The 431-nt window shown below is 67.5% G+C and carries 1 protein-coding gene; it reads right to left on the minus strand.

Annotated features, from left to right (window positions below; genetic code table 11):
* Window positions 1-105: 105 nt before the first annotated feature.
* Window positions 106-431 (minus strand): transposase (locus IO33_RS51955; RefSeq protein WP_209439024.1); only part of this gene is annotated, 326 nt, incomplete at its 5' end.

The following is a 431-nucleotide window of genomic DNA, read 5'->3' on the forward strand; positions in this document are numbered from 1 at the left end:
CGGCATCGGTCACCGGTCGGTCGAGCCAGCGGTAGTAGGGCTGTCTGGCGAGCTTCAGGACCCGGCACGTGACCGTGACAGGAACCCCGCCGACGGCCAGCTCTTTCACGAGCGGGTAGATCCTTTTCCCGGCAGATGCGCCTGCGACAGGTAGGCCGCGGCCCGGCGCAGGACCTCGTTCTCCTGCTCCAGCAGCTTGATCCGCTGGCGCGCGGCCCGTAGTTCCGCGTTCTCCTGCGTGGTCGTTCCGGGTTTCACGCCGTCGTCGATGTCCGCGCGGCGCATCCATTTCCACAACGTCATCGCGTGGACTCCGAAGTCGGCGGCCACCTGCTCCACCGTCACACCCGGGCCGCGGTTCCTCGCGACCCGCACGACGTCCTGGCGGAACTCTTCCGGATAAGGCTTGGGCACAGCGACATCCTTCCCAC

The sequence above is a fragment of the Streptomyces durhamensis genome (assembly GCF_000725475.1).
GTDB lineage: Bacteria > Actinomycetota > Actinomycetes > Streptomycetales > Streptomycetaceae > Streptomyces > Streptomyces filipinensis.